At 60.9% G+C, this 25829-nt stretch carries 24 protein-coding genes; 14 read left to right on the top strand and 10 right to left on the bottom strand.

Going from position 1 to position 25829, the window contains the following annotated elements; translation table 11 throughout:
- Positions 1-103: 103 nt before the first annotated feature.
- Both recG and pssA read right to left on the bottom strand, forming a co-directional pair.
- Positions 104-2173, bottom strand: a complete 2070-nt coding sequence (recG, locus tag I6L47_RS12950) for an ATP-dependent DNA helicase RecG (RefSeq protein ID WP_216947558.1) — start codon at positions 2171-2173, stop codon at positions 104-106.
- 203 nt (positions 2174-2376) lie between these two features.
- A complete protein-coding gene (pssA, locus tag I6L47_RS12945; protein WP_021230775.1) occupies positions 2377-3726 on the bottom strand; it encodes a CDP-diacylglycerol--serine O-phosphatidyltransferase in 1350 nt (449 codons plus the stop codon).
- Between the two features lie 193 nt (positions 3727-3919).
- Here pssA and I6L47_RS12940 point away from each other — a divergent pair.
- Positions 3920-5139 (top strand): IS3 family transposase gene (locus I6L47_RS12940; protein ID WP_216947557.1). Its coding sequence is split into 2 segments (ribosomal slippage): positions 3920-4268 and positions 4268-5139, totalling 1221 coding nucleotides; the frame shifts between segments, so codons are not numbered across the junction.
- Between the two features lie 62 nt (positions 5140-5201).
- Here the strand turns inward: I6L47_RS12940 and gntU are convergent.
- Complete coding sequence (gene gntU, locus I6L47_RS12935; protein WP_005355418.1) at positions 5202-6542, bottom strand: gluconate transporter; 1341 nt, start codon at positions 6540-6542, stop codon at positions 5202-5204.
- A 245-nt stretch (positions 6543-6787) separates the two neighbouring features.
- On the opposite strand from gntU, the gene I6L47_RS12930 reads away from it, so the two are divergent.
- Genes I6L47_RS12930 through I6L47_RS12920 form a run of 3 tightly spaced genes read left to right on the top strand, consistent with a single transcriptional unit; the run spans position 6788 to position 9741 of the window.
- A complete protein-coding gene (locus I6L47_RS12930; RefSeq protein ID WP_005340649.1) occupies positions 6788-7297 on the top strand; it encodes a gluconokinase in 510 nt (169 codons plus the stop codon).
- Positions 7294-9090: a phosphogluconate dehydratase gene (gene edd / locus I6L47_RS12925; RefSeq protein WP_216947556.1), complete on the top strand. Its 1797-nt coding sequence runs from the start codon at positions 7294-7296 to the stop codon at positions 9088-9090. Before I6L47_RS12930 ends, edd begins: the two co-directional genes overlap by 4 nt.
- Before the next feature lie 9 nt (positions 9091-9099).
- Positions 9100-9741 (top strand): bifunctional 4-hydroxy-2-oxoglutarate aldolase/2-dehydro-3-deoxy-phosphogluconate aldolase, encoded by a 642-nt coding sequence (locus I6L47_RS12920; RefSeq protein WP_216947555.1) that lies wholly within the window; start codon positions 9100-9102, stop codon positions 9739-9741.
- Between the two features lie 86 nt (positions 9742-9827).
- On the opposite strand, the gene I6L47_RS12915 is transcribed toward I6L47_RS12920, so the two are convergent.
- Positions 9828-10835 carry a substrate-binding domain-containing protein gene (locus I6L47_RS12915; protein WP_139408825.1) on the bottom strand — a complete coding sequence of 336 codons (1008 nt, stop codon included), beginning with the start codon at positions 10833-10835 and terminating at the stop codon, positions 9828-9830.
- 89 nt (positions 10836-10924) lie between these two features.
- Between I6L47_RS12915 and I6L47_RS12910 the strand changes: the two genes are divergently transcribed.
- Positions 10925-11575, top strand: coding sequence for a Qnr family pentapeptide repeat protein (locus I6L47_RS12910; protein WP_005340643.1), 651 nt, complete (start codon positions 10925-10927; stop codon positions 11573-11575).
- Positions 11576-11708: 133 nt separating this feature from the next.
- On the opposite strand, the gene envC is transcribed toward I6L47_RS12910, so the two are convergent.
- Together envC and gpmM are read right to left on the bottom strand one after the other, a co-directional pair.
- Complete coding sequence (gene envC / locus I6L47_RS12905) at positions 11709-13061, bottom strand: murein hydrolase activator EnvC (RefSeq protein WP_216947554.1); 1353 nt, start codon at positions 13059-13061, stop codon at positions 11709-11711.
- A gap of 9 nt (positions 13062-13070) precedes the next feature.
- On the bottom strand, positions 13071-14600 hold the full coding sequence (gene gpmM / locus I6L47_RS12900; protein WP_005356867.1) for a 2,3-bisphosphoglycerate-independent phosphoglycerate mutase: 1530 nt from the start codon (positions 14598-14600) through the stop codon (positions 13071-13073).
- A 246-nt stretch (positions 14601-14846) separates the two neighbouring features.
- Between gpmM and I6L47_RS12895 the strand changes: the two genes are divergently transcribed.
- The 3 genes from I6L47_RS12895 to gpsA are packed head-to-tail and all read left to right on the top strand — an operon-like array spanning position 14847 to position 16806.
- Entirely contained in the window at positions 14847-15278 is a 432-nt protein-coding gene (locus tag I6L47_RS12895) for a rhodanese-like domain-containing protein (RefSeq protein WP_005340640.1), read from the top strand.
- A gap of 50 nt (positions 15279-15328) precedes the next feature.
- Positions 15329-15799, top strand: coding sequence for a protein-export chaperone SecB (gene secB / locus I6L47_RS12890; RefSeq protein WP_005340639.1), 471 nt, complete (start codon positions 15329-15331; stop codon positions 15797-15799).
- A gap of 2 nt (positions 15800-15801) precedes the next feature.
- The gene (gene gpsA / locus I6L47_RS12885) at positions 15802-16806 is read left to right on the top strand and encodes an NAD(P)H-dependent glycerol-3-phosphate dehydrogenase (RefSeq protein ID WP_139735434.1); all 1005 of its coding nucleotides are present in this window, start codon (positions 15802-15804) and stop codon (positions 16804-16806) included.
- Between the two features lie 69 nt (positions 16807-16875).
- Here gpsA and nfuA read toward each other — a convergent pair whose 3' ends face one another.
- Both nfuA and I6L47_RS12875 read right to left on the bottom strand, forming a co-directional pair.
- Positions 16876-17454, bottom strand: coding sequence for a Fe-S biogenesis protein NfuA (gene nfuA / locus I6L47_RS12880; RefSeq protein WP_005340636.1), 579 nt, complete (start codon positions 17452-17454; stop codon positions 16876-16878).
- 80 nt (positions 17455-17534) lie between these two features.
- Positions 17535-18263 carry a ComF family protein gene (locus I6L47_RS12875; protein WP_139735433.1) on the bottom strand — a complete coding sequence of 243 codons (729 nt, stop codon included), beginning with the start codon at positions 18261-18263 and terminating at the stop codon, positions 17535-17537.
- Between the two features lie 38 nt (positions 18264-18301).
- Between I6L47_RS12875 and bioH the strand changes: the two genes are divergently transcribed.
- The 4 genes from bioH (at position 18302) to I6L47_RS12855 (ending at position 20504) form a co-directional block, all read left to right on the top strand.
- Positions 18302-19066: a pimeloyl-ACP methyl ester esterase BioH gene (gene bioH / locus I6L47_RS12870; protein ID WP_069527609.1), complete on the top strand. Its 765-nt coding sequence runs from the start codon at positions 18302-18304 to the stop codon at positions 19064-19066.
- Positions 19067-19137: 71 nt separating this feature from the next.
- Positions 19138-19371, top strand: a complete 234-nt coding sequence (locus I6L47_RS12865; protein WP_005340632.1) for a flagellar basal body rod C-terminal domain-containing protein — start codon at positions 19138-19140, stop codon at positions 19369-19371.
- 1 nt (position 19372) lies between these two features.
- On the top strand, positions 19373-20140 hold the full coding sequence (locus I6L47_RS12860; RefSeq protein WP_167557245.1) for a putative metalloprotease CJM1_0395 family protein: 768 nt from the start codon (positions 19373-19375) through the stop codon (positions 20138-20140).
- Positions 20141-20225: 85 nt separating this feature from the next.
- Positions 20226-20504 carry a hypothetical protein gene (locus I6L47_RS12855; protein WP_005355353.1) on the top strand — a complete coding sequence of 93 codons (279 nt, stop codon included), beginning with the start codon at positions 20226-20228 and terminating at the stop codon, positions 20502-20504.
- A gap of 70 nt (positions 20505-20574) precedes the next feature.
- Here I6L47_RS12855 and I6L47_RS12850 read toward each other — a convergent pair whose 3' ends face one another.
- Together I6L47_RS12850 and greB are read right to left on the bottom strand one after the other, a co-directional pair.
- Positions 20575-22884: a Tex family protein gene (locus I6L47_RS12850; protein ID WP_216947553.1), complete on the bottom strand. Its 2310-nt coding sequence runs from the start codon at positions 22882-22884 to the stop codon at positions 20575-20577.
- Between the two features lie 191 nt (positions 22885-23075).
- Positions 23076-23549 carry a transcription elongation factor GreB gene (gene greB / locus I6L47_RS12845; protein WP_216947552.1) on the bottom strand — a complete coding sequence of 158 codons (474 nt, stop codon included), beginning with the start codon at positions 23547-23549 and terminating at the stop codon, positions 23076-23078.
- Between the two features lie 249 nt (positions 23550-23798).
- Between greB and ompR the strand changes: the two genes are divergently transcribed.
- Both ompR and envZ read left to right on the top strand, forming a co-directional pair.
- Entirely contained in the window at positions 23799-24521 is a 723-nt protein-coding gene (gene ompR, locus I6L47_RS12840) for a two-component system response regulator OmpR (RefSeq protein WP_216947551.1), read from the top strand.
- On the top strand, positions 24518-25828 hold the full coding sequence (gene envZ / locus I6L47_RS12835; protein ID WP_005340624.1) for a two-component system sensor histidine kinase EnvZ: 1311 nt from the start codon (positions 24518-24520) through the stop codon (positions 25826-25828). Before ompR ends, envZ begins: the two co-directional genes overlap by 4 nt.
- Position 25829: the final 1 nt, after the last annotated feature.

The raw sequence follows: 25829 nt of genomic DNA, 5'->3' as shown, positions 1-25829 counted from the left end.
TGAGTAGTGGTCTCGCAGACCGAGCCAGCGACGAATCAAGGGTTCGACATGACTCGGATGCCTATCGATAAGGACATGTGCCCATCTTCTGCATCTACCTCGGTCAGGCATTGGAATAGTGATCCCGTAAGCCGAGCCAACGGCGAATCAAGGGTTCGACATGGCTTGGGTGCCTATCCATAAGGAAGCGTGCCATCTTTTGCACCTGTGGAATAAGCGGCTGATCCCGCACCAGATCGGCGATCTTGAGATCGGCCAGACCGGTCTGGCGGGTGCCGAGCAGTTCCCCCGGGCCGCGCAGTTCCAGATCGCGCTGGGCGATCAGGAAGCCGTCGTTGGTCTCCCGCAGCACCCCGAGCCGGCTCTGGGCCGTCTTGGACAAGGGGGCATGATAGAGCAGCACGCAGTGAGAGGCTACCGCACCCCGGCCAACCCGGCCGCGCAGCTGGTGCAACTGCGCCAGCCCGAGCCGTTCCGGGTTCTCGATGATCATCAGGCTGGCGTTGGGCACATCCACCCCCACCTCGATGACGGTGGTGGCGACCAACAGTTGCAGTATGCCTGCCTTGAACTCCTCCATCACCCGCTGTTTCTCCACCGGCCGCATCCGGCCGTGCACCAGCCCGATATGCAGACCGGGCAACAGGTTCTGCAGCTCGGCAGCGGTATCCTCGGCAGCCTGGCACTCCAGCACCTCCGACTCCTCGATCAGGGTGCAGACCCAGTAGGCCTGCTTGCCCTCGGTGCAGGCGAGTTTGACCCGCTCGATTACATCGCCGCGACGGCTGTCGGGCATCGCTACCGTGGTGATGGGGGTTCGGCCCGGTGGCAGTTCGTCGATGACCGAGGTGTCGAGGTCGGCATAGGCGGTCATCGCCAGGGTGCGGGGGATGGGGGTGGCGGTCATGATGAGTTGATGGGGATGCACCCCCTCACGCTCCCCTTTCTCACGCAGGGCGAGGCGCTGATGCACCCCGAATCTGTGCTGTTCATCGATAATGACCAGCGCCAGACGCTGGAACACCACCTGCTCCTGAAAGATGGCGTGGGTGCCCACCACCATCTTGACACTGCCATCTTTGATCGCGGCCAGCGACTCTTCCCGCGCCTTGCCTTTCTGTTTGCCCGCCAGCCAGCCGACTCCAATGCCGAGCGGCTCCAGCCACTTGGCGAAGTTGATGGCGTGCTGTTCGGCCAGCAGCTCGGTCGGCGCCATCAAGCCCACCTGACAGCCATTGCCGATAGCCTGCAGGGCTGCCAGTGCCGCGACCAGGGTCTTGCCGGAACCTACGTCACCCTGCACCAGCCGCATCATGGGGTGACTCTGTTGCAGATCCTTACTTATCTCGGTCACTACCCGGCTCTGGGCGCCGGTCGGCTTGAACGGCAGAGCGCCGAGCAGCTGTTCAACCAGCTCGGGCGCCGGTTTGAGAGCGCGAGCCAGCTGGGTTTGCGCCTGAGCGCGCACCTTGAGTACCGAGAGGTTGTGAGCCAGCAGCTCCTCCAGTACCAGTCGCTGTTGGGCCGGATGTTGGCCGCTTTCCAGCAGCGGCAGCGCCACCGAGGGGGGCGGGCGATGCAGCAGCTTCAGGGCGGCGGCCAGTTCAATCTGATGGGGATAGAGTCCGGCGGGCAGCAGCTCCTCCACGCCATAGAGGTCGAGCTGGGCCAGCGCCTGATCGGTGAGGTTGCGCAGGGTGAGCTGGCGCAGCCCTTCGGTAGTCGGGTAGACGGGGGTGAGCGCCTCTTCGGTCTGACCGGCCTGCTCTTCGCCGAGCAGCTTGTACTCGGGGTGGGCCATCTCCAGCCCGTATTTGCCGGGGCGCACCTCGCCAAAGCAGCGGATCAGACGGCCCGCCGCCAGACTGTTTTTCTGGGCGGCGGTGAAGTTGAAGAAGCGCAAGGTGAGGGTGCCGGTGCCATCGCTGATGCGACAGACCATCATGCGGCGGCGCCCCATCACCAGCTGAGTGTCCTGGATTTCGCCCTCGACGGCGCCGTGCAGGCCGGGCGGCAGATCGCCGATGGGCCACACCTGGGTGCGGTCCTCGTAGCGCAGGGGAAGGTGGAACAGCAGATCCTGTACCGTGGCCAGCCCCAGCCGCTCGAGCTTCTCCAGCATCTTGCTGCCGACACCCTTGAGGCTATCGAGAGGAATTTTATCCAATTTCATCAATTAGATGCCCGAAAACACTGTAAATATGTCCAGATGATAGGGGTTGTTGAGGGGCCGATGCAAGCCGAGTTGCTGCTGGCTGGGCCGTCAAAGCGGGGGAAACGGCGGATATAACAAAGGCCTGCCGAAAATGGGAGGCCTTTGTGTGGCTGCCAACAGGCAAGGTGCGGGCGCATGGCGCGGGCGCATGGCGCCCAAGGTCAGATGATGCGTTTAAGCAGCAAATGGGCCTTGACCCGATGGATCCGTCCCAGCAGCTTGCGCACCTGTTCCGGGTAGTCCTGGATCTGCTCCACCTGATCGAAGTGGCTGATCCGCTTGGTGTTGGTCAGGATGTTCTCCCGCTCCGCATTGAACTGGGGACGCAGCAGGTGGCGACGATCGTGTACCAGCAGGCCGTTCTCCAGATCCAGCGCCCAGGCGCGGGGGTTGAGGTTGTTGCCGGTGAGCAGGGCCCACTCGTCATCCACGAAGATCCCCTTGAGATGGTAGGAGTTGCGCTCGCAACACCAGAGCATCAGGTTGAGGCGGCCGTCGTCGATGTGACGCTGGTTGCGCTCGGCAAACTTGCGCAGGTTGGTCTCGTAGAGATAGGGCAGGCCACCGATAGTGGAGAACTTCTCTTCCGGCGGAATGAAGAAATCGTTGGCGGTCTTGTCGCCCACTACGATGGTGACTTTGCAACCGCGCTGCAGCAGATCCTCGATATCCTTGCTCAACTCCTTGGGCGGGTTGAAGTAAGGGGTGCAGATGAAGATCTCCCGCTCGGTGGCACGCACCAGATTGCGGATCATCAGGTTGAGCTGATTGTTGCGCTTGCCCAGACCCACCATGGGGGTGACGGCCACTTCCTGAGTGTTGACCGGCATGGTGCTGAAGCGGTACTGGCTCTGGCGCAGGCTCTGCTTGAAGCGGCGGATCGGCCCCTTCAGCTGTTTGGCGCTGGGGATATCGCTGTGATCCAGTCGCTGCACCGCGTCGCTCTTCACGAACAGGTCATCCACATAGTTGACCATGCTGCGGGCCAGCTCCGGGCTGGTGATCTGGTGATAGCGATCGAAGCGGTAGCGATCCTGCTGGTGCAGGTAGATGTCGTTGAGGCTGGCACCGGAGTAGAGCACCACATCATCGAAGATGAAGCCCTTGAGGTGGAGCACGCCGAGCAGCTCGCGCCCCTTGACCGGTACGCCGTAGATTTCGATCTGGTGCTCGTGTTCGGCAGCCATGGCCTGATACATCAGGTGGTTGCCGCCCTGCTTGCCTTTGCCGATCAGGCCGCGTTGGGCACGGTGGAAGTCGACGAACAGCTTGATGTCGAGGGCCGGATTGCGCTGCTTGGCGGCGTAGAGGGCTGAGAGGATCTCCCGGCCTGCTTCGTCATCTTGCAGATAGAGCGCGACCAGATAGATGCGCCGGGTGGCACTGGCGATAAGCGCAAGAATGCGGCGTTTGAAATCCTGGGCGCTGTAGAGCACTTCAAACTGATCCGCTGCGACGGCGATCTGGGGCAGGCGCGCCAGCAGTTGTCGATAATGGGCCGATGAATGCATAGATAAACCTGAAATCACGGGGTTAAGCGTTCCACTCGGAGCGATGAATAGGCGATTCTAGCAATCTCGCCCTCTCAGCCAAAGAAAGAATCATCAGAAAGATGAAAAAGGCCTCACGAGTGAGGCCTTTTTGTCAGCATTGTCCCGTCCTGAATATGGTTTACACCTTTCCCCCCAATAAATGGAGAGCCCGATGGGACAAGGTGTGAAACGGACACAGCGCGATTACTCGCTGACTTTTAAACTGGCGCTGGTCGAGCAGATTGAAAAAGGCGAGCTCACCTACAAACAGGCTCAGGTGCGTTATGGCATTCAGGGCCGCTCCACCGTTCTGGTATGGTTGCGTAAACATGGTCGGCAAGATTGGAGTCAGGGGGCTTCTGTGCGTGCCGGCAGGAGTATCACCATGCCTGACCCCGACAACCAGACGCCCGAACAGCGCATCAAGGAGCTCGAGCAGCAGCTGGCGCTGATGAGCCAGAAGGCCCAGTTCTTTGAGGCCGTCGTCGATGTACTGAAGAATGACTACGGCGTCTCCATCGTAAAAAAGCGACCCAGCAAGTCCTCTCGCAGCGGCAAGTCGAGAGGCTGACCATTGTCAGGGCTTGCCTGTTTCTGGGGATAAGCCGGCAGGCTTACTACAAGCGCAATCGGGTCGCCGACGAGCGCCATGCACAAGGATTGCAGGTGGTGCGCTTCGTGCGTCAGGTTCGACTGCGACAACCTCGGGTCGGCACCCGCAAGCTGCATTATCTGCTGCAGGGTCAGGATGATGGCGGGCTCAAGGTAGGGCGTGACAGGCTGTTTCGGATATTGGCCGAGCACCGCTTGCTGGTGCAGCCTAAGCGGGCGTATCACAAGACCACCCACAGTTTTCACCGTTTCTACCGTCATCCCAACTTGCTCAAGGCGGGGCCAGAGCAGGTCACGCCGGTGGCCCCGGAGCAGGTCTGGGTCGCAGATATCACCTATCTGCCCGCCAGGAGCGGACCGCTGTACCTGAGCCTGGTGACGGATGTCTACTCACGCAAGATAGTGGGCCATCACGTGCACGAAGGGATGCATGCCAAGTCGGTTGCGATGGCGTTCAAGAAAGCGCTGAAGCAACGACGTGGCGGCGGTGAACTCATCCATCACTCGGACCGCGGCGTGCAGTATTGCTCGGGGCTGTATCAGTCATTACATGAACGGTACGGGGTGAAATGCTCGATGACGGATGGGTATGACTGTTACCAGAATGCGTTGGCGGAGCGGGTGAACGGGATTTTGAAAGGAGAGTTATTGTTGCAAAGCCCGCAGGATTTAACGCAAGCGCGGGAGATGGTGCGTGAGGCAGTGGATATTTACAACGCGGAGCGGCCGCATCATGCGTTAAAATACAGAACCCCCGATGCGGTACATCGGGGGTTCTGAGTAGAGAAATGCTAGTTGAAAATGTGTAAACCTATTTCAGGACTAGACACATTTCGCCCTTGTCAGAGGAAGCTGTAGATGATCATCGCCATCACGCCGCCGGTGGTGCCGATGATGGTCTCCATCACGGTCCAGGTCTGCAGGGTCTGCTTCTCGGTCAGGCCGAGGTAGCGGTTGGCCAGCCAGAAACCGGAGTCGTTGACGTGGGAGAGCACGATGGCACCGCCGCCAATGGCGATGGTGACGGCCGCCAGCTGGGCACCGTTCAGGCCGAGGGGTTCCAGCATCGGCAGCACCAGACCACAGGCGGTCAGCATGGCGACGGTGGCAGAACCCTGAATCACCCGTACCGCGGCGGCCAGAATGAAGGCCAGCGCGACGATGGGCAGACCGGAGTCGGCCAGCATGTTGCCAAGGGCGGCACCCACGCCGGAATCAACCAGCACCTGCTTGAACACGCCACCGGCACCGGTCACCAGAATGATGACACCGGCGGGCTGGATGGCGCTGTTGCAGACGCTCATCACCTCGTCACGGGACATGCCACGGCGAATACCCAGCAGATAGAAGGCGGCCAGACAGGCGACCATGATGGCAGTGAAGGGGTGACCGATGAACTCCAGCCAGTTGTGCAGGGTAGAGCCCGCCTCGACGAAGCGACCGACGATGGTCTTGAGGCCGATCAGCAGCAGCGGCAGACCGATCAGACCCATGGCCAGCCCGAAGGAGGGCAGGGATTTGCTGTCATCGTGTACGCTGTTCTGGGCATCGGCAGGCAGCGGCACATCGACGATCTTGCTGATGAAGTCACCGAACAGCGGGCCAGCCAGGATCAGCGCCGGTACGGCGGCGATCAGGCCGAACAGGATCATGTAGCCGAAGTCGGCACCCAGCTGGGATGCCACCAGGATCGGGCCCGGCGCCGGGATAAGGAAGGCTTGGCAAGTGGCGATACCGGCCAGCAGAGCGATACCGATCTTCACCACGCTGCCGCCGCCACGACGGACGATGGCGAAGGCGACGCCGATCAGCAGCACCACGGCCACATCAAAGAAGAGCGGCAGGGCGCAGACAAAGCCGGTCAGGGCCATTGCCCAGTTGGCGCGCTTGACGCCGAACTTGCCGAGCAGGGTGTGAGCCACCCGGTCGAGAGCACCGGTCACTTCCATCACCTTGCCGAACATGGCGCCCAGCGCCACCACTACCGCGACGAAACCTAGGGTGCCGCCCATCCCTTTCTGGATGGTGTTGGCGATGTCGGCCGGGTTCATGCCAGCGGCGAGACCCGCCACCATGGAGACCAGGATCAGGGCTACCACGGCGTGGAGCCGGGCCTTCATCACCAGGAAGAGCAGCAGCACAATCGAGCCGGCGGCTGTCATGATCAGGGAGAGGTCAGACATTGTTATGCGTTCCTTTTTCCAAGTTCAGTCGTGACACCTTGCCGATCCGTCGGCAAACCATATCTTTATGATTTATTTAGATTTATGGCAAGGGCTCAACATCATATGCCCAGGTGACTATGGGTTTGCTCAGTCTGTGGCAGACTTCACATTTTCAATCGTTACCGGTAACATGTTACCGGTAACGTGTTAGATTAGAACCCATCAACAGCTGGTTTTTTGAAAAGTGGGACAGAGGTCAAATTATGGCGGGTAAGTGCATTATCGTGATGGGTGTGTGTGGTAGCGGCAAATCCAGCGTGGGTCTGAAAGTGGCCGAAGCGCTGGGCGCCAAGTTCATCGATGGTGATGACCTGCACCCCAAGGCCAACATCCAGAAGATGGCTGGCGGCAACCCCCTCAACGATGAGGATCGTGCCCCCTGGCTGGAGCGGATCCGCGACGCCGCCTACAGTCTCGAGCAGAAGAACGAGACCGGTATCATTGTCTGTTCCGCCCTCAAAAAGAAGTACCGCGACCAGATCCGCGAAGGCAACGAGTCGGTCAGCTTCATCTTCCTCGATGGCAGCCAGCCGCTGATCCTCGAGCGGATGCGTGCCCGCAAGGGCCACTTCATGCGTGAAAGCATGGTACAAAGTCAGTTCGATACCCTGGAGCGCCCGGATGGCGAAGCCGGTGTATTCCACATTGATATAGACGGCACCTTCGAACAGGTGGTTGACCGCGCCGTCACAGCATTGGAGCAAGCCCAATGATTCATCAGGTAATTTCCGACGTCACCGCCCGCATCCGCGAGCGCAGTGTCGCCCGTCGTCAGGCATTTCTGGCCCGCATCCAGCGTCAGGCCGAGCAGGGCAAGACCCGCGCCGCGCTGGCCTGCGGCAACCTGGCTCACGCCGTGGCTGCCTGCAGCAGTGACGAGAAGGGTCGCATTCTCGATATGACCCGCGCCAACGTCGGCATCGTCACCGCCTACAACGATATGTTGAGCGCCCATCAGCCCTATAAGGGCTATCCGGATCAGATCAAAGCGGTACTGGCCGAGCTGGGCCACAGCGCCCAGGTCGCTGGCGGTGTGCCCGCCATGTGCGACGGCGTGACTCAGGGGCAGCCGGGGATGGACATGTCCCTCTTCTCCCGCGACCTGATCGCCCAGGCGACCGCACTGTCGCTCTCTCACAACACCTTTGATGCGACCCTGCTGCTCGGCATCTGCGACAAGATTGCTCCGGGTCAGATCATGGGGGCCCTCTCCCACGCTCACCTGCCGACTGCATTTGTGCCTGCCGGCCCGATGGCGAGCGGCATCAGCAACGACGAGAAGGTGAAGGTGCGTCAGAAGTACGCCGCCGGTGAAGTGGGTCGCGATGCCCTGCTGGAGATGGAGTGCGGCGCCTACCACGCGGCAGGCACCTGCACCTTCTACGGCACCGCCAACACCAACCAGCTGGTATTCGAGGCCATGGGCCTTATGCTGCCGGGCTCTGCCTTTGTGCACCCGCATAGCGAGCTGCGCCGCGCCCTGACCGCCGAAGCGGCCCGCCGTATCAGCGCCATGATCCCGGGTTCCCCGGCCTATCGCCCGTTGAGCGAGGTGCTGGATGAGCGCTCGCTGGTCAACGGTCTGGTGGCCCTGCTCGCCTCCGGTGGTAGCACCAACCACAGCATCCACATGGTGGCGCTGGCTCGCGCGGCCGGTCTGGTACTGACCTGGGATGACATCAGCGATCTCTCCGACGTGGTGCCGCTCTTGGTTCGCATGTACCCGAACGGCCCGGCCGACGTCAACGCCTTCGAACAGGCAGGCGGCGTGCCTGGCCTGATGCGCCGTCTGGCAGAAGAGGGGCTGATCCACATGGACGCCACTCCGGTCTTTGGCGAGATGCAGGATTACCTCAGCCGTCCGGCACTGGTGGATGGCCAGCTGGTGTGGCAGCCGGTCGGCGAGAGCGGCGATGCGAGCGTGCTTTCACCTTCCGGCAGCGTATTCCAGGCCACCGGCGGCACCAAGCTGCTGGCGGGCAATCTGGGCCGCGCCGTGGTCAAGGTCTCCGCTGTGGCTCCCGAGTATCGGGTGATTGAAGCACCGGCGCGGGTCTTCTCCTCCCAACATGCGGTGGAAGCGGCCTACAAGGCGGGTGATCTCAATCAGGATGCCGTGATCGTGGTGCGCCACAATGGCCCGGCCGCCAACGGCATGCCGGAGCTGCACAAGCTGATGCCGGTGCTCGGCAACCTGCAGAAGGCGGGTTACAAGGTGGCGCTGGTCACCGATGGCCGTCTCTCCGGTGCCTCCGGCAAGATCCCGGCCGCCATCCACGTCACCCCGGAAGCGCTGCACGGCGGGGCCATCGGCCTGCTTGCTGACGGCGACCTGCTGCGGGTTGACGCGGTAAACGGCAGCCTCGACTGTCTGACCGATTTGAGTGGCCGTACCCAGGCCGAGATTGACCTCACTCTGGAACAAGAGGGGTGGGGTCGTGAACTGTTCAGCGTGATGCGTCGCGCGGTATCGAGCGCCGAGTGTGGCGCCACCATCTTTGACTAAGGAAGAGCTATGCAGAACTGGAAAGTGACCCCGGCCGAGGTGTTTGCCGCCTCCCCGCTGGTACCCGTGATGGTTATCAACGATCTGGATCAGGCCCTGCCGATGGCCAAGGCGCTGCTCGACGGCGGCATCTCTGTCTTCGAAATCACCTTGCGCACCCCGGTGGCGCTCGATGCCATCGCCCTCATCGCCAAGGCGATGCCGGATGCCATGGTCGGTGCCGGTACCGTGCTCAACTGCGAGCAGTTTGACGCCGCCGTCGCTGCCGGTGCCCGCTTCGTCATCTCCCCGGGGATGACCCCGGCCCTGCTGGCCCACGCGGCCAAGAGCACTGCACCGCTGATCCCGGGCGTCGCTACCCCGTCTGAAGTGATGCAGGCGCTGGAAGCGGGTTATGACCATCTGAAGTTCTTCCCGGCCGAAGCGAACGGCGGCACCAAGGCACTCTCCGCCATTGCCGCGCCGCTGCCCCAGGTGAAGTTCTGCCCCACCGGCGGTATCGGCCCGAAAAACGTGGCCGACTATCTGGCGCTCAAGTGCGTCGCCACCGTCGGCGGCTCCTGGATGCTGCCGGCTGATGCGGTCAAGAGCGGCAACTGGGAAGAGGTGACCCGCCTCTCCCGCGAAGCGGTTGAGTTGGTAAAACGCTAAGCATCAGTTGTGTGCAGAAAACCAAACAGGCCACCCTCGGGTGGCCTGTTTGTTATCGGCGTGACTTAAGTGGGTGAGGGAAGGGATTACCCCAGACTCTCCCCTACATAGAGGGAGAAGCCGATATCCTTGCGGGTGTCGGGTTGGGATTGGCCGTTGAGACGCGCCAGCAGCATGGTGGCCGCCTCCCGACCGATCGCTTCCCGCGGGGTGGCGATACTGGCCAGCTTGGGGGTCATGGCGTGGCCGATATCGAGAGCGTTGCAACCGGCGATGGCGATCTGCTGGGGCACCGGGATCCACTTGGCCTGACACTGCAGCAGGGCGCCCACCGCCAGGTCATCGTTGGTGCAGAACAGGCCGTCGAGGTCGGGATAGCGCACCAGCGCCTGATCCAGCAACTCGCCCCCTAGGGTGAAGCTGGAGGATTGTTCGGTCAGCAGATGCTGGCCGGTGAGGCCGAAGTCGATCATTGCCTGATAGTAACCCTCCATCCGCAGCTGGGTACGTACGTCGAGCCGCGCCCCCAGATAGACCACCTTGCGACGGCCCCGGCGCAGCATCTCTGTTACCATGGCCCGGGCGGCGGCTCTATGGTCCATGCCGACCACCATGTCGATGGGGGTTTGCGGTAGATCCATGGTCTCCACCACCGGAATGCCGGCGGTGGCGATCATTTTGCGGGTGCGTTCGGTGTGCTGGCTGTCGGAGAGGATCAGCCCATCCACGTGATAGGAGAGCAGGGACGCGACCTGCTCCTCCTCCCGCTCCGGACTATAGCCGTAGTGGGCCAGCAGGGTCTGGTAACCGGCCGGTCGGGTCACCGACTCGATGCCGTGGATCACCGCCGAGAAGACCTGGTTGGAGAGGGAAGGGATCAGGATGCCGATCGCCTTGCTGGTCGCGTTGGAGAGAATATCCGGCGCCCGATTGGGGATATAACCCAGCTCTTCCACTACAGCTGCGATCCGCTCGCGGGTCCCCTCCGCTACGGTCTGCGGGTCGCGCAGATAGCGGCTGACAGTCATCTTGGTCACGCCGGTCTGGTCGGCGATATCTTGCAGGGTGGGGCGGCGCTTGCGGGTGGGGCTCATAGGGGTGTCCAGCGTGGATGTTACATGTAACATTACCGTTTTTGGCGGATAAAGTCAGCATATGAAGCCGTTTTTGCAGGAGTTTTCCGATGATCAGAGGCAAGCAGTTCGTGGATGTCCGGTTCGAGCAACAGGATGTGGAGGGGGAGCAGTTCTCGGAGTGCCGCTTTATCGGCTGCAACTTCTCCTGGCTGGATTTGAGCGATAGCCGCTTCATCGACTGCAGCTTCTACGATCGGGAGAGTGAACGGGGCTGCCTGTTGCAGGGTTGCGATCTGCGCGAGGCCAGCTTCCTGCGTTGCGATCTCACCATGGCCGATTGCAGCCGCAGCCAGTGTCTGGGGTTGGAGATGCGCGACTGTCAGGCGGTCGGTATCAACTTCAGCCATGCCAGCTTCGCCAACCAGATCACCGCCAAAAGCTACTTCTGCGAGGCCCATCTGACCGGCAACAACTTCAGCTATGCCAGCTTCGAGGGTTGTCTGCTGGAGAAGTGCGAGCTGACCGGCAACCGCTGGCAGGGAGCCAACCTGTTTGGTGCCTCGCTGGCGGGTTCCGATCTCAGCGGCTCCGAGTTTGGCCAGATTGACTGGACCAGCTTCAAGCTGCAGGGCTGCGATCTGCGCCAGTGCGATCTGCCGGGGCTGGATCTGCGCCGGGTCGATCTGCAAGGGGTGCAGATCAACGAGGATCAGCAGCAGACCTTGCTGGAGCAGATCGGTCTGGTTGTCTTCCCCTGAGCCGAGCGAAAAATTAGGTAATTTTTCATCAAATGGGAGCGACAGCGGGTTGCTGTACTCCTGAAACGACAAAAGCCTGCGTGATGCAGGCTTTTGCTAGTGAGCGTGTGATGCGTTTGTCGGCCGGGTTGACTCAACCCTTGGCCAGCCATTTGGTTGGGTTGATGGCCTCGCCCTGATAGCGAATTTCGAAGTAGAGGCCCGGTCTGTCCTGACCGCCACTGTCACCGACCAGTGCCACAGGTTCACCCTGTTCCACATTCTGGCCCACCTGACGAAGCAGCGACTGATTGTGACCGTAGAGGCTCATGTAGCCCTTACCGTGATCGATTACCAGCAGCATACCGAAGCCATCAAGCCAGTCGGCGTAAACCACTTGTCCCGGTGCAACCGCCTTGACCTGGGTTCCTTCGCTGGCGCCGATCAGGGTGCCTTTCCACTTGAGCTGGGCGGTGCGCGGTGAACCGTAGGAGATGAGGATCGGCCCCTGTACCGGCCAGCGCAGGCTGCCATTGGTCTTGAGACCACTGTAGTGACCGGCACTGCTGATGCCCGAGCCGCGCTCCGGTTTGCTGCTGGCCACCTCTTCGGCAGGTTCTGCCGGTTTGACGGTTTTATTCTGCTGGGCGGCGAGTCGTTGTTGCTCGGTGCGGCGCTGTTCGGCCAGCTTGTGCTGACGCTCCTGCTCCGCTTTCAGCTTGGCCAGCCGTTCCCGCTCGGCCCGCTCACGGCGCTCCTGCTCTTCCCGCTTGCGACGCAGCTCTTCCAGCCGAGCTTTCAGCGCTTTCTCCGCCTTGACCAGCTTGGTGAGCTTCTGCTCGTCATCCTGCACCGACTGCTGCAACTTGTTGCGCACCTTGGCCCGGCTCTGCTGGCTGGCCAGCAGGGTCTGGTGATGCTCCTGCTGTTCGGCAAGCAGGGTTTGCAGTCTGGTCTCGGTCTCTTTGGTGGCTTGCTGGTTTTTCGCCAGCTTGTCGCGGGTGGCGCGCAGGGCGTCGATGGCCTCGATGCGGGCCTTGTTGAGGTAGTCGTAGTAGTCGAGTGAGCGGCTCAGTTTGGCCGGATCCTGCTGATTGAGCAGCAGTTTCAGGTAGTCGTGGTTGCCCGCTTGAAAGGCGCTTTCCGCCTGCTTGGCCAGCAACTGCTTTTGATGTTTGGCTTGAACTTCCAGCCCCAGCTTGTCCTTTTGCAGGGTCGCCAGCGTCTGCTGGTTCTGCTTCAACTGCTGCCTGGTCTGGTTGAGTTTGGCGGCGGCGGCCGAGATGGCCTGCTCGTCAGCCTTGAGCTGGGTATTGAGCTTGGCAAGCTCCTGCTTGCTGAGCTTGATGGTCTGCTGTTGTTCTTTGATCTGGGACTGCATGGTCCCCAGCTGCTGATTGGCGGCCAAAGCCGGTTTGCTGGCGCCAAACGACAGGCAAAAAAACAGCGCGCCGGCCAACAGGCCGACGCGACTGGTTTTCTGTGAAATAACTTCGCATCCCCGCATGGGGAAGGATTATTTCAGAATCATCAGGGGCTTGCCAGTCATTTCCGGCGGCACCGGCAGACCCATCAGGGTCAGCATGGTGGGAGCCAGATCGGACAGTTTGCCACCTTCAACTACCTCGGCTTTGCGACCGAAATAGATGAGCGGAACCGGCAGATTGGTGTGGGCGGTGTGGGCCTGACCAGTCTCTTCGTCCAGCATCTTCTCGGCGTTGCCGTGGTCGGCAGTGATCAGGCACTCGCCACCCACTTCGGCCAGGGCGTCGGTGACGCGACCGATGCAGTGGTCAACGGCTTCACACGCTTTGACGGCGGCATCGAATACACCGGTGTGACCAACCATGTCGCCATTCGGGTAGTTACAGATGATGACGTCGTACTTGCCGCTCTTGATGGCCGCAACCAGCTTGTCGGTCAGCTCTTCGGAGCTCATTTCCGGCTGCAGGTCATAGGTAGCCACTTTCGGGCTGGCCACGATCTCGCGATCTTCGCCAGTGAAGCAGGACTCTTCGCCACCGTTGAAGAAGAAGGTGACGTGAGCATACTTCTCGGTTTCGGAGATGCGCAGCTGGGTCTTGCCCTGCTTGGCCAGCCACTCACCCAGGGTGTTGACCAGAGCGGTCGGCGGGTAGGCACAGGCAGTTTTGATGTCGGCCGCGTATTCGGTCAGCATCACGAAGTTCAGCTTCGGCTCAACGGCACGGGCGAAGCCGGTGAAGTCGGTGTCAACGAAGGCGCGGGTGATTTCACGGGCACGGTCGGCACGGAAGTTCATGAAAATCAGTGCATCACCATCTTCCATCGGTGCAGCTTCGCCGATGCGGGTGGCTTTGACGAACTCGTCGTTCTCGTCGCGGGCATAGGCGGCAGCCAGTGCTTCGGTGGCGCTCTCGGCGGTGAACTCGCCCTTGCCCTGGGTCATCAGGTCATAGGCTTGCTGCACGCGATCCCAGCGGTTGTCACGGTCCATGGCGAAGTAGCGGCCGATCATGGAGGCGAAACGACCCTTGCCCAGCTTGGCGAACAGGGCGTCGAACAGCTCGATGGAGGACTGGGCGGAGCGCGGCGGAACGTCGCGGCCATCCAGGAAGGCGTGCAGGTAGATCTTCTCGGCGCCACGCTTGGCAGCCATTTCGATCATGCCCATGATGTGCTCTTCGTGGCTGTGTACGCCACCCGGGGACATCAGGCCCATGATGTGAACGGCTTTGCCGTTGGTCACGGCAGCGTCAACAGCCTTGGCCAGCTCGACGTTCTGGAAGAATTCGCCATCCTGGATGTCTTTGGAAATGCGGGTCAGCTCCTGATAGACGATGCGACCGGCACCGATGTTGACGTGGCCTACTTCAGAGTTGCCCATCTGGCCATCCGGCAGACCGACGTCCAGACCGGAGCCGGAGATCAGGGTGCTGGTGTAGTCACGGGCCAGACGATCGAGGTTGGGAGTCTTGGCGGCAGCGACGGCGTTGTGCTCTTGCTTGGTGCTGTAGCCCCAACCGTCCATGATGACCAGAACCAAAGGTTTCTTAGCTGTTGACATAAGACTATGTCCTCTCGGATTGGAAAAAATGCGGGAAATGAAACTAGCGTAATATTACTACATCTGCCGAAATAGTCACCTGATAGCCAAGGGGCGCTCCCGTGGCCCCGCAAGCCACGCTCTTCCTGCCATGCTCGCAGCCCAATGATGATGGGAGCCTGCTCGCGCTTTGCCGCCAAGATGGCTGATCTTATCAATACCCCCATGTATACTCGGGCCCTTGTCTTGGTCCCTGGATAGTAGAAGATGCAAGAGTATTTGGATTTTGCGGCCCGTAACCCGCTGCTGACCGCAGCCTGGTTGGGTCTGGCTGGCACCCTGGTTTACACCACTGTGCGTGCCCGTTTGTCCCCGGTAAAAACCGTCAACAATCACACCGCGACCCTGCTGATCAACCGCGAGAATGCCACCGTGGTGGATATTCGCAGTCAGGAAGAGTACGCCAAGGGTCATCTGGCCGGTGCCCAGCACCTGCCGCTGACCCAGATCCAGAGCAATAATCTGGGCCCGGTTGAAAAGCATAAAGATGCCCCCATCATAGTGGTGTGCGAGTCGGGAATGACTGCGGGCGGCGCGGGCCGTCAGCTGAGCAAAGCTGGCTTCAAGCAGGTTTATGTGCTCGGCGGTGGCATGGCCCAATGGCGTGCAGAAAATCTGCCGGTAACCAAGAAACGCTGATTTAAGCAGGGCCTGAGCCCACTTATCCATATAACAAGGAATCAAACGAAATGGCTGACGAGATCAACAACCAGGAAGTACAACCGGAATTCCACATCCAGCGTGTTTACACCAAGGATGTCTCTTTCGAAGCGCCGAACACCCCGCACATCTTCCAGAAAGAGTGGCAGCCGGACGTCAAGCTGGATATGGATACCAAGACCAACATCCTGGCTGAGAACGTGTACGAGGTTGTCCTGACCCTGACCGTAACTTGCAAACTGGAAACCGAAACTGCCTTCCTGTGCGAAGTACAGCAAGCCGGTATCTTCACCATCGGTAACCTGCCGGAGCCGCAACTGGCTCACTGCCTGGCTGCCTTCTGCCCGAACATCCTGTTCCCGTATGCCCGCGAAGCCGTGGCCAACATGGTGAGCAAGGGTTCCTTCCCGCAGCTGAACCTGGCACCGGTCAACTTCGATGCCCTGTTTGCCCAGCACATGGCGCAAGCACAGGCCCAGCAGGCGACTGCGGAAGCCTGATAATGGCTGACCAGATCGCTATCTCGGTCTTGGGGGCGGGGTCTTATGGCTCCGCCCTTGCCATTTCTCTGGCGCGCAATGGTCATCCGACCCTGCTGTGGGGTCACGACCCCGCTCATGTCGCCGAGCTGGAACAAGACCGCTGCAACAAGGCATTTTTGCCTGATGTCGCTTTTCCTGCCGATCTGCAGCTGACTGCGGATCTGCAACGTGCGGTACAGGCTGCCCCCGTGCTGCTGCTGGTCGTGCCAAGCCATGTATTTGGTGATGTACTGAACCGGATCAAACCCTTCCTGCGCCCCGATACCCGTATCGCCTGGGCTACCAAGGGTCTGGAGCCGGACAGTGGCCGTCTGCTGCAGGATGTGGCCCGCGAAGTGCTGGGTGACGAGATACCGCTGGCGGTCATCTCCGGCCCCACCTTCGCCAAGGAGCTGGCTGCCGGTCTGCCGACCGCCATCTCGGTCGCCTCGACTCACGACGAGTTCGCCGACGATCTCTCCCACCTGCTGCACTGTGGCCGCTCGTTCCGGGTCTATACCAATCCGGATTTCGTCGGTCTGCAGCTGGGTGGGGCGGTGAAGAACGTCATCGCCATCGGTGCCGGTCTCTCCGACGGGCTCGGGTTTGGCGCCAATGCCAGAACCGCGCTCATCACCCGGGGTCTGGTGGAGATGCAGCGTCTGGGGGCTGCGCTGGGTGCCGATGCCAAAACCTTTATGGGGATGGCGGGGCTCGGGGATCTGGTGCTCACCTGTACCGACAACCAGTCGCGCAACCGTCGCTTCGGGCTGGCCCTCGGGGCTGGCAAGGATGTGAACACCGCCATGACCGAGATCGGTCAGGTGGTGGAGGGATATCGCAACACCAAAGAGGTGCATCTGCTGGCGGCCCGCTGCGGCGTCGAGATGCCCATCTGCGAGCAGATCTTCAAGGTGCTTTACGAGGGTAAGAACCCGAAAGAGGCGGCCATCGCCCTGCTGTCGCGAGACAAGAAGGACGAGTAATCTGCCGATTGCCCATGCAAAAGGCCCCTCCAGATGGCGGGGCCTTTTCTTTGCTGCAAGGGCTGCAAATCAGTAGTAGGAGTGGTCGCCGCGCTGGTGCTCGGTGGCGTCTTTCACACCGTTGAGTTCACCCGGGAACTTCTCCAGCAGCTGCTTCTCGATCCCCTCTTTCAGGGTGTAATCGACCATGGAGCAACCGTTGCAGCCACCGCCAAACTGCAGGATGGCCAGTTTGTCTTCAGTCAGCTCGACCAGGGTGACCTTGCCACCGTGACCGGCCAGCATGGGGTTCACTTCGGACATCAACACGTACTCGATGCGCTCGATTAGCGGCGCGTCGTCGGCCACTTTACGCATCTTGGCGTTCGGTGCTTTCAGGGTGAGCTGGGAGCCCATCTGATCGGTCACGAAGTCGATGGTGGCATCCACCAGGAAGGGGGCGCTCAGGGGATCGACCATGCAGTCGAAGCCACTGAAGGGCAGGTGTTGATCTTCCGGGTCCACGGCATCGGGCGGGCAATACGATACGCCACACTCGGCATTCTGGGTTCCCGGATTGACCACAAAGACCCGGATATTGGTGCCATCAGGCTGTTTTTCCAGCAGTTTACGGAAATGGGCCTGGGCGGCGTCGGAAATGCTGATCATCACTATCCTCATAAACCTGAGTGTACGACTAGGGTATTCATGATAACGCGGTTATTAATGCTTGGGTAGCATGCCGATGGCTACTTGCTGTGCCGCAGGGTACGACAGATTGCCCACACTTCTACCTTTGTGATGCCGCTCTCATGGAGCAGACGGCTGAGCTGACCGGCGGTGGCGCCTGTGGTCACAACGTCATCGAGCAGGGCGACATGACGGTATTTGTGGGAGCGGATCCGGAATGCCCCGCGCAGATTGCGCCGCCGCTGCCCGGCGCTCAGGGTTGTTTGTTGCGGGGTCGCCTTGATGCGCTGCAACAGAGTGTTGTCGCAGGGAATGTCGGTGAACTCGCCAAGGGCTTGCGCGATCTCCTCCGCCTGATTGAACCCGCGCCGCCACTGCCGCCACCAGTGAAGGGGAACCGGAATGATCGCTTCTGGCGGATTGCTGCCATCCAGATGATCGGCCAAGAGGCGTGCCAGTAGCGGCGCCAGCAGGATCTGGCCGGAATATTTAAGCCGGGGGATCAGCATGGGGTAGGGGATTTGGTAGTCGCCGATCACCTGCAACCGCTCCCAGGGGGGAGGTCTGCGTTGGCAGCGGCCGCAGACCGGTATGCTCTCTTCTATATAGTCAGCCAGCGGTGCGGCGCAGAGGTGGCATCTCGGCTGTGACTGGTGCAGCGCCTGCCGACACCAGCTGCAGAGCAGGGGCTCGTTGTCACAAGGCTGATGACAGAGGAGGCAACTCCCTTGCCAGTCGCCGTGGTTGCCGAGCAGCGGGCTTGCTTTAGCGAGCAGTCGCTTTAACATGCTGACCCCAAAAGCATGAACAGGGATCTTGAGTCTAGATGAGCATATCGGTAGAGCAGTTTGGCCAGGGGCCCGATCTGGTGCTGTTGCATGGTTGGGGGATGAATGGTGCGGTCTGGCATGGTATTGCCCAACAGTTGGCGCCCCACTATCGGGTTCATCTGGTAGATTTGCCTGGTTTTGGCAACAGCCTGCTGGCAGACGAGGTGGATTACAGCCTGCCCTGGCTTGCCGAGCAGGTGGTCGCCATCTTGCCGCAGAAGTGTCATCTGCTTGGCTGGTCGCTCGGCGGTCTGGTGGCAAGCCAGTTGGCGCTGACGCATCCCGATCGGCTGCACTCCCTGATCACCGTGGCCAGCTCCCCCTGTTTCATGGCCCGTGATGAGTGGCCGGGGATCGCCCCCAAGGTTCTGACCGGCTTCAACCAGATGCTGGCGGGGGATTTTCGCCAGACCATAGAGCGCTTTCTGGCGATCCAGGCCATGGGCAGTGAACACGCCCGGGACGATATCCGTCAGTTGCGCCACTGGCTGGCCGAGCGCCCGGCGCCCCAGTTTGCCGCACTCGAGGCCGGGCTGACGCTGTTGGCCGAGATTGACCTGCGCGAACCGCTGCGGGAGCTGGATCTGCCCTGGTTGCGGATCTATGGCCGACTGGATTCATTGGTGCCCAAGGCAGCCATTCCCCTGCTGGACGATCTCTACCCTGCCAGCCGTAGCGTGACCCTTAATAAGGCCTCACACGCACCTTTTATCTCCCATCCTGACGAATTCATTGAAATCGTTCGAGATTTTGTTGGCTAAAAAACAGCCGGCAAGCTTCATTAATCCTCTGGTCTGGCGGATAATTAAGCTGTGACCAGAGGAGTAACACCATGCGTATTGATTCTGCTTTCAACAGCGGGGTACAGGGATTTCAGCGAGCCGAGCAGATTGCCGACAAGGCATCCAATCAGATCGCCCGCCTCAACACCCCCAGCGGGGATCAGGTGCAAGTGACCGATGAGCTTGTCAATCTCAAGGTGGCCGAGCAGCAGGCTGGCGCTTCAGCCAAGGTAGTGCAGACCGCCAGCGATATGATGGGAACCCTGATCGACATCCGGGTGTGAGATGAACATCAATGTCAGTCTGCCTCCCCTTATCCCGACACAGCTGCAACCCCAGGTGGAAGCGGCGAGGACGGATAATCGCCGGGCAGAACTGATCCCGCAGGCCCGAGCGGGCCAAGCCTCCGTTGCCGAATCCGAAGTCGGCTCCCAGAAAGAGAAATCCAAAGCCGGTCAGGCCTCCAGCAATCAGAGCTCCCAGAACAGCCGTGAAACCGGGCAATTAGCCCCGACGACACTGCCAGATAATCGCTTTGTCGAGGCCACCGGTGAGGATGGGCAGCGCAAGCAGCAAGATCCCAAACAGCAGGAGCAGCAACAGCGGCAAGAGCAGCAGGTTCAGGATCTTGTCGAGCGTGACAAGGAGGTGCGCACTCACGAGCAGGCGCACCAGTCTGCGGGTGGAGAGTACGCCAGCTCGCCCACCTATCAGTTTACGCAAGGGCCGGATGGCAAGCGTTATGCGACGGGTGGCGAAGTCCAGATCGATACCAGTGTCGTACCCGGTGACCCTGCCGCTACCATCGCCAAGATGCAGCAGATACGCGCTGCAGCGCTGGCGCCCGCCGAGCCTTCCGCGCAGGATCTGGCCGTCGCGCGCAGCGCCGCTGCGAGTGAGGCCAAGGCGCGCAAAGAGCTGATGGCCGAGCAGAGCGCGAAATCGGGCGGTGTGCTGAGCGCCTATATGGACAAGCGCAACAGCGTCATCGCGGGCCACTATCGACAGGCTGTCAGCCCGGCCTCGACCCAGTCCCTCAGTCTGCATATCTGAGTCACCCTCGCCAAACTTTCAGCTGCTTTGCCTGTTTTGCAACTAACCTGAAGATCAGGCCCATTCCAATTTCACAGGAGCTGTCATGCATTTCGATGAAGTCAAAGCGGAAGATTTCACCACCTTCTCCCGTGTACCGCCCCCCCACCTGCAGATGGAGCAGTTTCTGATGCAGCTCGGAGGAGGTGGAACTGAAGGAACCAGTTTCAAGAAGAAAGTGATGCTGGCGGCTGGCTGGAGCCACACCGGCGTCGTCTCTTACGGCAAGTATCCGCAAGAGGCCTGCAAGGCATTCAACCGACTGCGGGAGGTGCTGGCCCAGCATGGAGAGCCCGAGAGCATACTTGCTGCCCTGACGCAGTGATCCTGAGCTTCGCGTGTAAAAAAGCCCCTTGTGGGGCTTTTTGCATTCAGAGGACTTCTGGAAGGTTTCGCTACTTTTTCGCTTTGGAGAGCGCTGCCGCGAAGGCGTTGCCCATGGCACCACTCATAGGGGGGCTTTGGCGCGGCTCATTTCTTGGTTTGGTGTTGCCAGCACTGCTGTTGCGCGCTTCAGCCGGCTTGCGGGCGGGTTGCCCTGCCTTTTCGTCGAGACGCATGGTCAGACTGATCCGCTTGCGCGGGGCGTCCACTTCCAGCACCTTGACCCGCACAATGTCGCCCGCCTTGACCACCTCACGGGGATCCTTGACGAAACGGTCGGTCAGGGAGGAGATGTGCACCAGACCGTCCTGATGAACACCGATATCGACGAAGGCGCCGAAGTTGGTGACGTTGGTGACCACCCCTTCCAGTACCATCTCTGGCACCAGGTCGCTGATCTGCTCCACACCTTCCTTGAAGGTCGCGGTTTTGAACTCGGGGCGCGGGTCGCGGCCCGGCTTGTCCAGCTCGCCGATGATGTCGGTGACGGTAGGTACGCCGAATTGCTCATCGGTATAGTCGGCCGGTTTCAGGCTGCGCAGCAGGCTGCTGTTGCCGAGCAGGCTCTCCACGGTCTGCTCCAGCTTGGCGAGGATCCGCTCCACCACTGGATAAGACTCCGGGTGCACCGCCGAGCTGTCGAGGGGATTGCTGCCGCCGCGAATGCGCAGGAAGCCGGCACACTGTTCGAAGGCTTTGGGGCCGAGTCGGCTCACTTTCAGCAACTGCTGACGGCTCTTGAAGGCGCCGTGCTCATCCCGATAGGCGACGATGTTCTGGGCCAGCGTCTGGGAGAGGCCGGAAACCCGGTTGAGCAGGGCGACCGAGGCAGTATTCACATCCACACCGACCGCGTTCACGCAATCCTCGACCACGGCATCCAGCCGGCGGGCCAGCTGGCTCTGGCCGACGTCGTGTTGATACTGGCCGACCCCGATGCTCTTGGGGTCGATTTTGACCAGCTCGGCCAGCGGGTCTTGCAGGCGGCGGGCGATGGAGACGGCGCCACGGATCGAGACGTCGAGATCCGGGAACTCCTGAGAGGCAAGCTCGGAGGCGGAGTAGACCGAGGCTCCCGCTTCGCTCACGACTATCTTCTGCGCCTTGGCGGCGGGGTAGCGCTCGAACAGGTCGCTGACCAGCCGGTCGGTCTCCCGCGAGGCGGTGCCGTTGCCGATGCTGATGAGCTCGACCTTATGTTTCTGGCAAAGCTCGCTCAGGGTCTTGAGGCTCTGATCAATCTGGCGTTTTGGTTCGAACGGATAGATGGTGGCGTGATCGACCAGCTTGCCGGTGGCATCCACCACGGCAACCTTGACCCCGGTGCGGATGCCCGGATCCAGCCCCATGGTACAGCGCATGCCGGCCGGGGCCGCCATCAGCAGATCCTTGAGATTCATGGCGAACACCTTGATTGCCTCCTCCTCTGCCGACTCGCGGATACGGCCGATCAGCTCGGTCTCCATCTGAAGCGACAACTTGATCTTCCAGGTCCAGCTCACTACCCCCTGCAGCCATTTGTCGGCCGGGCGGTTCTGCAGATTGAGCTTGAGGTGGTGGGCAATGATCCCTTCGCAGGGGCTGGCACTCTCGTCGTCACCGGTGACCAGCGCCAGATTGAGGATCCCCTCATTGCGGCCGCGCAGCATGGCCAGCACCCGGTGGGAGGGGGCCTTGTGCAGTGGTTCGTCGTGTTCGAAATAGTCCTTGAACTTGGCCCCTTCCTGCTCCTTGCCTGCCACCACGCGGGTGCGCAGGGTGGCATTTTGCCACAGGTAGCCGCGCAACTTCTCCAGCAGGTCGGCCTGCTCGGCGAAGCGCTCCATCAGGATATAGCGGGCGCCATCGAGAGCCGCTTTGCTGTCGGCAATGCCCTGTTCGGGATTGAGGAAGGTGGCTGCAGCTTGCTCGGGATCCTGCATCGGGTCGCTGAGCAGCAGGTTGGCAAGCGGCTCCAACCCGGCTTCGATCGCCATCTGCCCCTTGGTGCGGCGTTTGGGCTTGTAGGGGAGGTAGAGGTCTTCCAGCCGGGTCTTGCTGTCGGCGCCGTTCAACTCGCGGGCCAACTCGGGGGTCAGCTTGCCCTGCTCTTCGATGGAGCGAATGATCACCTGACGGCGATCTTCCAGTTCACGCAGATAGCCGAGGCGGCTCTCCAGAGTACGCAGCTGGCTATCGTCCAGACCGCCAGTCACCTCTTTACGGTAACGGGCGATAAAGGGAACGGTCGAGCCTTCATCCAGCAGGCGCACTGCGGCCTGCACCTGCTCCGGGCGAGCATTGAGCTCACCGGCAATCTGTCTCTCTATGGTTTGCATCATGATGTTGTTGAGGGTCTCTGTGGTCGAGTCCGCGCCATCAGGCGCCAAGTGTGAGCACTATATGGGGTCGTGTTGCGGGATGCCACCCTGCGCCGGGGTCTGCACCAGTCAGACTGATAAAGTCGCAGGGGAGGGCGTTTATCTTGCCATTGCACCTGTGACTCAGGATGTGCCTGTGGCAAGCAGTCCGGCTATTTGGGGTAGCTGATCTCGTTGATATACCAGCAGACGTCACCAACTGGCGTACGGACGATGGCCTCATCACCGACCTCTTTCTTGAGCAGGGCGCGGGCCATGGGGGAGTCGATGGAGATGTAATCCTTGCGCTCGAAGATCTCGTCATAGCCGACGATGCGAAAGCGCTTGGTCTCGCCATCATCGTTTTCCACCTCGACCCAGGCGCCGAAGAAGACCTTGCCCTCCTGCGCGGGGGCATAGTCGACGATCCCCAGCTCTTCGAGGCATTTGCGCAGGTAGCGCACCCGCCGGTCGATCTCCCGCAGCCGCTTCTTGTTGTACTGGTAGTCGGCATTTTCGCTGCGATCCCCCAGGCTGGCGGCCCATGCCACCTTCCTGGTGACCTCGGGGCGCTCCTGACGCCAGAGGAAATCGAGCTCTTCTTTCAGCTTGTTGTAGCCTTCGCGGGTGATCAGCTTTGTCTTCATGGTGATGCGGACCTGGTCAAAGGGGGGTATTCATCGCTAACTGCTCGGGAATATTAGCTTTTGTCCTCTTGCTGTCGAGGGAAATCGTGATGGCTCGGCTGGCGCCATTCAGGGAGTCGCTGGCCAGCGCAGTGACTTGATGGCCGTCACGCTCTCGGGACGGGTAATAACCGGTAACATATTTGTGCTTTGCTCCCGCTATATCCCCCCCTAGTATTGGGGGCAGCTAAAGAATGAAGAGGCAAAGCAATGAGTCAGCAGCAATACAAGGTCCTGGTCGTGGACGATGACTTGAAATTACGTTCCCTGTTGGAACGCTATCTCACCGAGCAGGGGTTCGTAGTGCGCGGCGTGGCCAATGGCGAGCAGGCCGATCGCTTGCTGACTCGTGAAAACTTCAGCCTGATGGTGCTCGACCTGATGCTGCCGGGGGAGGATGGGCTCTCCATCTGCCGCCGCCTGCGGGAAGCTGGCAACCAGATCCCGGTGCTGATGCTCACCGCCAAGGGGGATGAAGTGGATCGCATCGTCGGGCTCGAGATGGGGGCCGATGACTATCTGCCCAAGCCGTTCAACCCTCGCGAACTGCTGGCTCGGATCCGTGCCGTGCTGCGCCGCCATACCGTCGAGCTGCCGGGGGCTCCCTCGGCTGCAGAAAAAGTGGTCAACTTCGGCGCCTTTCAACTCAATCTGGCGACCCGCGAGCTGAGCCGGGATGGCGAGCCGATGGCGCTCACCAGCGGTGAATTTGCGGTGCTCAAGGTGCTGGTCAGCTATCCGCGTGAACCGCTCTCCCGCGACAAGCTGATGAATCTGGCCCGTGGCCGCGAATACACCGCCACCGAGCGCAGCATCGACGTGCAGGTCTCTCGCCTGCGCCGCCTGCTGGAGCAGGATCCGGCCCAGCCCCGCTATCTGCAGACCGTCTGGGGTCTGGGGTATGTGTTCGTGCCAGATGGTGACGGTGCATGAAAAAGGTCGGCAGCATGTTCTCACGCATGCTCTGGTTTCTGGCCGCCGTTCTGGTGGTCTATCAAGCAGTCTCCTACGTCACCTTCTACAACTATCTGCTGGCGCCAACCGTCAAGCAGATCAGTCACTTGCTGGCCAATCAGGTCAAGCTGATCTTTCCGGTCAACACTGAACAACTGGCGCTGAGCGAAGATGCCGAGGCGCTGGTCTATGTGACGACCGGTACCGACATCTATACCCAGAGCGAGGCGGTGCAGCATGGCTTCAACGATGCCAAGCCATACCCCTATCTGGAGGAGAACATTAGCCGCGAGCTGGGTGGCCCGGCCAAGGTGCGGGTCGAGATCCAGGATCACTACATCATCTGGATCCAGCCGCCCCAGGCCAGCAAAATCTGGGTGCGGATCCCGCTGACCGAGATCGAAGATGACGATATCGAACCCCTCATCATCTATCTGAGCGTGCTGTTGGTGATCACCCTGTTTGCGGCTTGGCGCTTTGCCCGGCAGCTGGTGCGCCCGCTCGAGGATCTCGAAGCTGGCGCTGTTGCGGTGGCCAGAGGCCATTTCCCCGAGGCGCTGGGGGAGTTGGGCTCAAGGGAGGTACGGCGACTGACCCGCACCTTCAACCATATGTCGCACTCCATCAAGAGCCTAATCGAAGAGCGTAACCTGATGATGGCGGGGGTCTCCCATGATCTGCGTACCCCGCTGACCCGCATCCGGCTGGCCACCGAGATGATGTCCTCCGGTGACGAGTACCTCAAGGAGAGCATCAACGCCGACATCGATGAGTCCAATGCCATCATCGATCAGTTCATCGACTACATCCGCCCGGACGAGGGGCAGGATCTGGAGCCGATCGACCTGACCCAGCTGGTGCACGATACCTTGCTGATCTACTCGGAACAGGGACTGGAGGTCGATCTGGCGCTGCCGCAAGAGGCGGTGCGGGTGGCCTGCAATCCGGTCAGTATCCGGCGGGTGTTGAACAACCTATCAAGCAACTCGCAGCGTTATGGGGCGAGCCGCTTGCATGCCGAGCTCAAGGACGATGGGCACTGGGTGCGCCTGCGCCTCTCCGATGATGGTCCCGGCATTCCGGAGCAGGACTATTCCCGGGTGCTCAAGCCGTTTACTCAGGGGAATGTGGCGCGGACCGTCGGCGGTAGTGGGCTGGGGTTGGCCATAGTGGCCAAGATAGTCGCCCAGCACCACGGCACTATCCGGTTGGGAAGCTCGGATCTCGGCGGCTTGTTGGTCGAGATGCGGCTGCCGAAACATCAGCCACAGGAGTGGATGGATTGAG

The organism is Aeromonas sp. FDAARGOS 1417, from assembly GCF_019046985.1.
In the GTDB taxonomy this organism is placed as follows: domain Bacteria; phylum Pseudomonadota; class Gammaproteobacteria; order Enterobacterales; family Aeromonadaceae; genus Aeromonas; species Aeromonas veronii.
Note: the sequence above shows the minus strand (reverse complement) of the source record. Positions and strands in the feature narration are given on the sequence as shown.

Coding starts and splice junctions, on each gene's coding strand:
- recG (WP_216947558.1), bottom strand. CDS start 2,173: ATGAAATTGGATAAAATTCCTCTCGATAGCCTCAAGGGTGTCGGCAGC.
- pssA (WP_021230775.1), bottom strand. CDS start 3,726: ATGCATTCATCGGCCCATTATCGACAACTGCTGGCGCGCCTGCCCCAG.
- gntU (WP_005355418.1), bottom strand. CDS start 6,542: ATGTCTGACCTCTCCCTGATCATGACAGCCGCCGGCTCGATTGTGCTG.
- I6L47_RS12930 (WP_005340649.1), top strand. CDS start 6,788: ATGGCGGGTAAGTGCATTATCGTGATGGGTGTGTGTGGTAGCGGCAAA.
- edd (WP_216947556.1), top strand. CDS start 7,294: ATGATTCATCAGGTAATTTCCGACGTCACCGCCCGCATCCGCGAGCGC.
- I6L47_RS12920 (WP_216947555.1), top strand. CDS start 9,100: ATGCAGAACTGGAAAGTGACCCCGGCCGAGGTGTTTGCCGCCTCCCCG.
- I6L47_RS12915 (WP_139408825.1), bottom strand. CDS start 10,835: ATGAGCCCCACCCGCAAGCGCCGCCCCACCCTGCAAGATATCGCCGAC.
- I6L47_RS12910 (WP_005340643.1), top strand. CDS start 10,925: ATGATCAGAGGCAAGCAGTTCGTGGATGTCCGGTTCGAGCAACAGGAT.
- envC (WP_216947554.1), bottom strand. CDS start 13,061: ATGCGGGGATGCGAAGTTATTTCACAGAAAACCAGTCGCGTCGGCCTG.
- gpmM (WP_005356867.1), bottom strand. CDS start 14,600: ATGTCAACAGCTAAGAAACCTTTGGTTCTGGTCATCATGGACGGTTGG.
- I6L47_RS12895 (WP_005340640.1), top strand. CDS start 14,847: ATGCAAGAGTATTTGGATTTTGCGGCCCGTAACCCGCTGCTGACCGCA.
- secB (WP_005340639.1), top strand. CDS start 15,329: ATGGCTGACGAGATCAACAACCAGGAAGTACAACCGGAATTCCACATC.
- gpsA (WP_139735434.1), top strand. CDS start 15,802: ATGGCTGACCAGATCGCTATCTCGGTCTTGGGGGCGGGGTCTTATGGC.
- nfuA (WP_005340636.1), bottom strand. CDS start 17,454: ATGATCAGCATTTCCGACGCCGCCCAGGCCCATTTCCGTAAACTGCTG.
- I6L47_RS12875 (WP_139735433.1), bottom strand. CDS start 18,263: ATGTTAAAGCGACTGCTCGCTAAAGCAAGCCCGCTGCTCGGCAACCAC.
- bioH (WP_069527609.1), top strand. CDS start 18,302: ATGAGCATATCGGTAGAGCAGTTTGGCCAGGGGCCCGATCTGGTGCTG.
- I6L47_RS12865 (WP_005340632.1), top strand. CDS start 19,138: ATGCGTATTGATTCTGCTTTCAACAGCGGGGTACAGGGATTTCAGCGA.
- I6L47_RS12860 (WP_167557245.1), top strand. CDS start 19,373: ATGAACATCAATGTCAGTCTGCCTCCCCTTATCCCGACACAGCTGCAA.
- I6L47_RS12855 (WP_005355353.1), top strand. CDS start 20,226: ATGCATTTCGATGAAGTCAAAGCGGAAGATTTCACCACCTTCTCCCGT.
- I6L47_RS12850 (WP_216947553.1), bottom strand. CDS start 22,884: ATGATGCAAACCATAGAGAGACAGATTGCCGGTGAGCTCAATGCTCGC.
- greB (WP_216947552.1), bottom strand. CDS start 23,549: ATGAAGACAAAGCTGATCACCCGCGAAGGCTACAACAAGCTGAAAGAA.
- ompR (WP_216947551.1), top strand. CDS start 23,799: ATGAGTCAGCAGCAATACAAGGTCCTGGTCGTGGACGATGACTTGAAA.
- envZ (WP_005340624.1), top strand. CDS start 24,518: ATGAAAAAGGTCGGCAGCATGTTCTCACGCATGCTCTGGTTTCTGGCC.